General features: G+C 63.1%; 6 protein-coding genes. 1 reads left to right on the plus strand and 5 read right to left on the minus strand.

Annotated elements, in window-relative coordinates:
* Positions 1 to 355, minus strand: a 355-nt coding sequence (locus tag JF66_RS16825) for a DUF3830 family protein (protein ID WP_035879822.1), incomplete at its 3' end; no start/stop codon positions are given.
* Between the two features lie 113 nt (positions 356 to 468).
* Here JF66_RS16825 and JF66_RS16830 point away from each other — a divergent pair.
* The gene (locus JF66_RS16830) at positions 469 to 1,239 is read left to right on the plus strand and encodes an Asp/Glu/hydantoin racemase (protein WP_231556479.1); all 771 of its coding nucleotides are present in this window, start codon (positions 469 to 471) and stop codon (positions 1,237 to 1,239) included.
* Here the strand turns inward: JF66_RS16830 and ehuA are convergent.
* The 4 genes from ehuA to ehuB all read right to left on the minus strand — a co-directional run bounded on the left by ehuA (position 1,233) and on the right by ehuB (position 4,360).
* Positions 1,233 to 2,048 carry an ectoine/hydroxyectoine ABC transporter ATP-binding protein EhuA gene (gene ehuA, locus JF66_RS16835; protein ID WP_081882466.1) on the minus strand — a complete coding sequence of 272 codons (816 nt, stop codon included), beginning with the start codon at positions 2,046 to 2,048 and terminating at the stop codon, positions 1,233 to 1,235. The two genes, JF66_RS16830 and ehuA, sit on opposite strands and share 7 nt — an antisense overlap.
* On the minus strand, positions 2,032 to 2,691 hold the full coding sequence (gene ehuD / locus JF66_RS16840; RefSeq protein WP_035879823.1) for an ectoine/hydroxyectoine ABC transporter permease subunit EhuD: 660 nt from the start codon (positions 2,689 to 2,691) through the stop codon (positions 2,032 to 2,034). The genes ehuA and ehuD overlap by 17 nt, the downstream gene beginning before the upstream one ends.
* Positions 2,688 to 3,386, minus strand: coding sequence for an ectoine/hydroxyectoine ABC transporter permease subunit EhuC (ehuC, locus tag JF66_RS16845; protein WP_035879824.1), 699 nt, complete (start codon positions 3,384 to 3,386; stop codon positions 2,688 to 2,690). Before ehuC ends, ehuD begins: the two co-directional genes overlap by 4 nt.
* A gap of 89 nt (positions 3,387 to 3,475) precedes the next feature.
* Entirely contained in the window at positions 3,476 to 4,360 is an 885-nt protein-coding gene (ehuB, locus tag JF66_RS16850; protein WP_035879825.1) for an ectoine/hydroxyectoine ABC transporter substrate-binding protein EhuB, read from the minus strand.
* Positions 4,361 to 4,554: the final 194 nt, after the last annotated feature.

Raw genomic sequence — 4,554 nt, forward strand, 5'->3', positions numbered from 1 at the left:
GGTTATTGCGGCCGTAGAAGACCGCGAGGTCGATGATCTTCTTCAGCTCCTGAGGTCCCTCTCCGCTGGTGTATCCGTGGGAGGGAGTCGCCAGGTCGTTGGCGTCGAATTCGAAGTAGCAGAGGTCACCGGGGATCGGCGTGATCGTGGTGTTTTCCTTGCCCGGCTCGACCGGGGCGAAAGCAGGCACCAGGTTGTAAATCTCGTTGCGGGCATACTTGCCATGAAAGACGGCCGAGGAGAGCGGCAGGGCATCCCACACCGCGGCCGCCGTGCGGGGCGCCTCGTCGTCGAGCAGTCGTGCCAGGCAGGTGACGCCTCGTGTTTCGAGCGTTACGGTGATGTAGCGAGCCATGTAATCATCCCTTCGATTTTTTCACATACTAGGTTGTATTCTGTAGGATTGTCAACAATACTGAGCACGGGCCTCACGCACGATGGCCAGAGCACCGGCATGGGGAGGCAGCATTGGCGAAGACGACGCACCACGATGAGATCCCCCTCGGGCCCCCGACGCACATCGGCATCGGGGTCGTCGCACCCCATGACATGGCCCTCGATGCCGAGCTCTGGCGGTGGGCGCCTCCGGCAGCCTCGCTCTTCTTTGCTCGCACCCCGTTCGACCCGCTGCCGGTGACCCTGGAGATGGTGGAGTCTCTTGGCGACGAGACCGGAATCCGCTCCACGGTACAGCAGCTGATGACCATCGCACCCTCCGTGTATGCCTACGCGTGCACATCGGGCAGCTTCGCCAACGGGCGCGCCGGCGAGCGGGCGGTGGCCGCGGCCCTCATGTCCGCCGGGGGCGCACCAGCCGTGACGGCATCGGGGGCCATCGTCTCGGCCCTCGGGCACCTCGGCGTCAACCGGGTCGCCATTGCGACGCCCTACGACGCGGAAATCACCATCCGGCTGCAGGACTTCCTGATTGAGAGTTCGGTCGCCGTGACCGGCATCGCCCACCTGGGCATGGACGCCAACATGTGGACCGTGCCCTACCGTCGTACCGCGGAACTCATCCGCCTCGCCGACTCACCGGATGCCCAGGCCATCGTGGTGTCCTGCACAAACCTTCCCACCTACGACCTCATCGCTCCCCTCGAGCGCGAACTGGGCAAGCCGATCATCTCCGCCAACCAAGCCACCATGTGGGCGGCACTCGCTCTGTGCGACCTTCCGGCAGTCGGCCCGGGGCAACGCCTCCTGGCGCGGCCCCGGCCGACCGAGCGGGATCAGTAGGACGTCACCGCTTTCAGGAATCGCTGGGTTCGATCTTCCTGCGGGTTCTTGAAAATCTGCTCCGGCGAGCCCTGCTCGACCACGACGCCCTTGTCGAACATGACGACACGGTCGGAGATTTCCTGCGCGAACCTCATCTCGTGGGTGACCATCAGCATGGTCATGTCCGTCGTGGTGGCCAGCCGACGGATCACGTTCAAGACCTCACCGATCAGCTCGGGATCAAGAGCGGACGTCGGCTCGTCGAAGAGCATGACGCGGGGGCGCATCGCCAGGGCACGGGCGATGGCGACCCGCTGCTGCTGACCGCCCGACAGCTCCGGCGGAGTGTGCTTCATGTGTTCCTGCAGGCCGACGAGCTCCAACAGGTCGACCGCCCGCTCGGTGGCCTCCTGCTTCGAGATTCCCAGCACGTGGATGGGGGCCTCGATCACGTTTTCGAGCACCGTCAGGTGCGGAAACAGGTTGAATTGCTGGAAGACCATGCCTACTTTGCGGCGGGTCTTCTGTGTCTGCTTCGTTTCCTTGCTCTTGACGCCGCGCTTGGCGTCCCAGAGCACGTCACCGCCCACTGTCACGAGGCCCTCGTCGGGCGTCTCGAGCGTCATCAGGATTCGCAGGATGGTGGTCTTACCCGACCCCGACGGCCCGATGATCGACACCTTCTCCCCGGCCTTGACCTCCAGGTCAAGGCCGCGCAGAACGTGATTGTCTCCCCAGGCCTTACTCACCTGGGCGAAGGAGATCTCGACGTCGCGCGGGGCGCCGGTGTTGTTGAGGGTCTTCAGCGTTTCAGTGTTGGGGGACAAAACGACGCTCCAGTTTCTTGATGAGAAGTGAACACGGAAAGCTGATGGCGAAATACATCAGTCCGATGATGGTGATGGGCTCGAGGTAGCGGTAGTAACTGCTGCCGATTGACAGGGCAGATCCGAGCAGCTCGATGATGGTGATCGACGACAGGATCGCCGAGTCCTTGAACATCATGATCAGGTAGTTGCCGAGCACGGGGATGATCGGCCGCACGGCCTGGGGAATCACAATGCGCACCCAGGTACGCCAGCGCGGCAGACTCAACGCCGTTGCGGCCTCCCACTGGCCCTTGTGCAGCTGTTCGATGCCGGCGCGATACACCTCCGCCGTGTAGGCGCTGTAGTTCAGGCCGATCACCACGATGCCGGTGGGCAGGGCGTCGAACGTGACGCCGAGCAACGGCAAGACGTAGAACGCGACGTACGCCTGCACGAGCAGTGGTGTTCCTCGAACAAAAGATACGTAGAAGGTGGCCAGCGGCGAGATGATCGGAATCTTCAGGTACCGGATGACGGCAACCACAAGCCCGACGATCAGGCTGATGACGAATCCCACGAGGGTGATCTGGATCGTCAGCCACAGTCCTTTGAGCAGGACCGGCACGATCGAGATGGCGAAGGCGTTGTCCCAGACACTCATGAGGAGAACCTTCCTGCCAGAGCCTTGAGCGGCCTGGCCTTGGCAAGCGACTTACGGTCGAGCGCGAATCGCTTCTCGAGGTACCGAATCAGCCAGCCAATGAGCAGGGAGAGGAAGTAGTAGAGCACGAGGATGGTGAGGAACAGCTCAACGGTCTGCCCGGTCACCGTGCGGGCGGTGAACGCTCGCCACGTGAGGTCGGAGACCGTGACCAGCGACACCAGGGACGTGTTCTTCAACAGGTCGACCATGACGTTTCCAAAAGCGGGCAGCATGGCCGGAATGGACTGCGGGATCAGGATGCGGCGCATCCGTAATGCCGGGGTCATTCCCAGGGCGATGGCCGCCTCCGTCTGCCCCTTCGCTCGGGACCGAATGGTTCCACGCACAACCTCGGCCGCATACGCGCCCTCGTTCAATCCCAGCGCAAGAACACCGGCCACCAGCGGGGCCAGTTCGATACCGAGGAACGGCAGGGCGTAGAAGAACCAGAACATCTGCACGAGAAGCCCGGTGCCGCGGAAGAATTCGACGAAGATCGTTGACGGCCAGCGCAGCCAGCGATGCTGCGAGAGCCCGCTCAGTCCCGCCGTGAAGGCGACGACAATGGTGAGGGCCGCGCCGAGAACCGTGACGAGAATGGTAACGCCCAGCCCCTGAACCAAGAGCCCGGAGTAATCAAATACGGCATCCAAACCGTGACCAGCCTTTCTGACGGTGAGAACGGATGCGCTCGGTGCGGACCCAGCAGCGGGTTCCGCACCGAGCGATACGGGCTGGTGACCTAGCCCTCGTTCTTGCAGAGCTCGGCGGCGGTGACGCCCTTGGCGGCCTCGGGGTCGAAGCCCCACTTGACCATGATGTCGGTGTAGGCCTGTGTCTCCTTGAAGACGGCCAGCTGCTTGTTGTACTCGGCCAGGAGCTCGGTGTCGCCCTTGCGGAATGCGGCTCCGGAACCGGTGCGCGGCGCGTCCTCGATCGGGTCGGTCACCTCGATGCTCGGGTCCTGTTCAACGAGCGAGCGGAGCGAGAGGGTCGGCAGCAGGAAGGCGTCGGCACGGTTGGCGGTGACCGCTTCCATGCCGCTGCGGCTGTCCTTCACGAGCACGATCTGGTCCTGGGGAAGCTCGATGGTCTTGAGGATTCCCTCTTCGAACCCGCCGGAGAGGACGGCGATCTTGAGATCCGCATTCTCCTGGATGTCGGCGAGGGTCGTGATGTTCTTCGGGTTGCCGACCGGGGTTCCGTACGACTCCGTGGAGACGATGACGGGTTCGGAGTAGGCGACCGCCGCACACCGCGACTGCTTCATGAAGAGGCCGGCAGCCACCACGTCCCAGCGGTTGGCGTTGAGGCCGGGGATCATGGCGTCGTAGGGGGTGATGATGCCCTGGATCTCGCCGATCCCCATGGTCTTCAGCACTTCGCGCAGCACGTCGGGCTCGCCGCCGTGCACGGATCCATCGGCGTTCACCTCGGTGTAGGGCGGTTCGTTGGCGATTCCAACCCGCAGGTAGCCGAGGTCCTTGCCGTTCTGCAAGGTACTGACCTCCGCATCGCCGCCCGTCGAGGTGGCCGAGCAGGCACTGAGGCTCCCGGCCAGGAGCAACCCGGCCGCGATGACGCCAACCCCACGCATTGCTGCGCTGCGCGAATAGTGTCGAATCATGAGTGGTTCCGATCTCGTAGGGCCCAGGGTCGGACCTCGTGCGGTTACTCCTAGTGGCTCTTCGGTGAACCCCGTGGTGCTTGTCGAAAAACCTACCTACTCCCTGTAGGATTGTCAACAATCTTCCAAATATGACGCATAGTTCGTTACCGATCGAAGGGCAATCATGACAACTCAGACCGCAGTACCCAGCG

This window comes from Cryobacterium sp. MLB-32 (genome assembly GCF_000738085.1).
Taxonomy (GTDB): domain Bacteria; phylum Actinomycetota; class Actinomycetes; order Actinomycetales; family Microbacteriaceae; genus Cryobacterium.

Excerpts from the sequence above, each read along its gene's own strand:
- ehuD (WP_035879823.1), bottom strand. The coding sequence starts at position 2,691 with ATGAGTGTCTGGGACAACGCCTTCGCCATCTCGATCGTGCCGGTCCTG.
- ehuB (WP_035879825.1), bottom strand. The coding sequence starts at position 4,360 with ATGATTCGACACTATTCGCGCAGCGCAGCAATGCGTGGGGTTGGCGTC.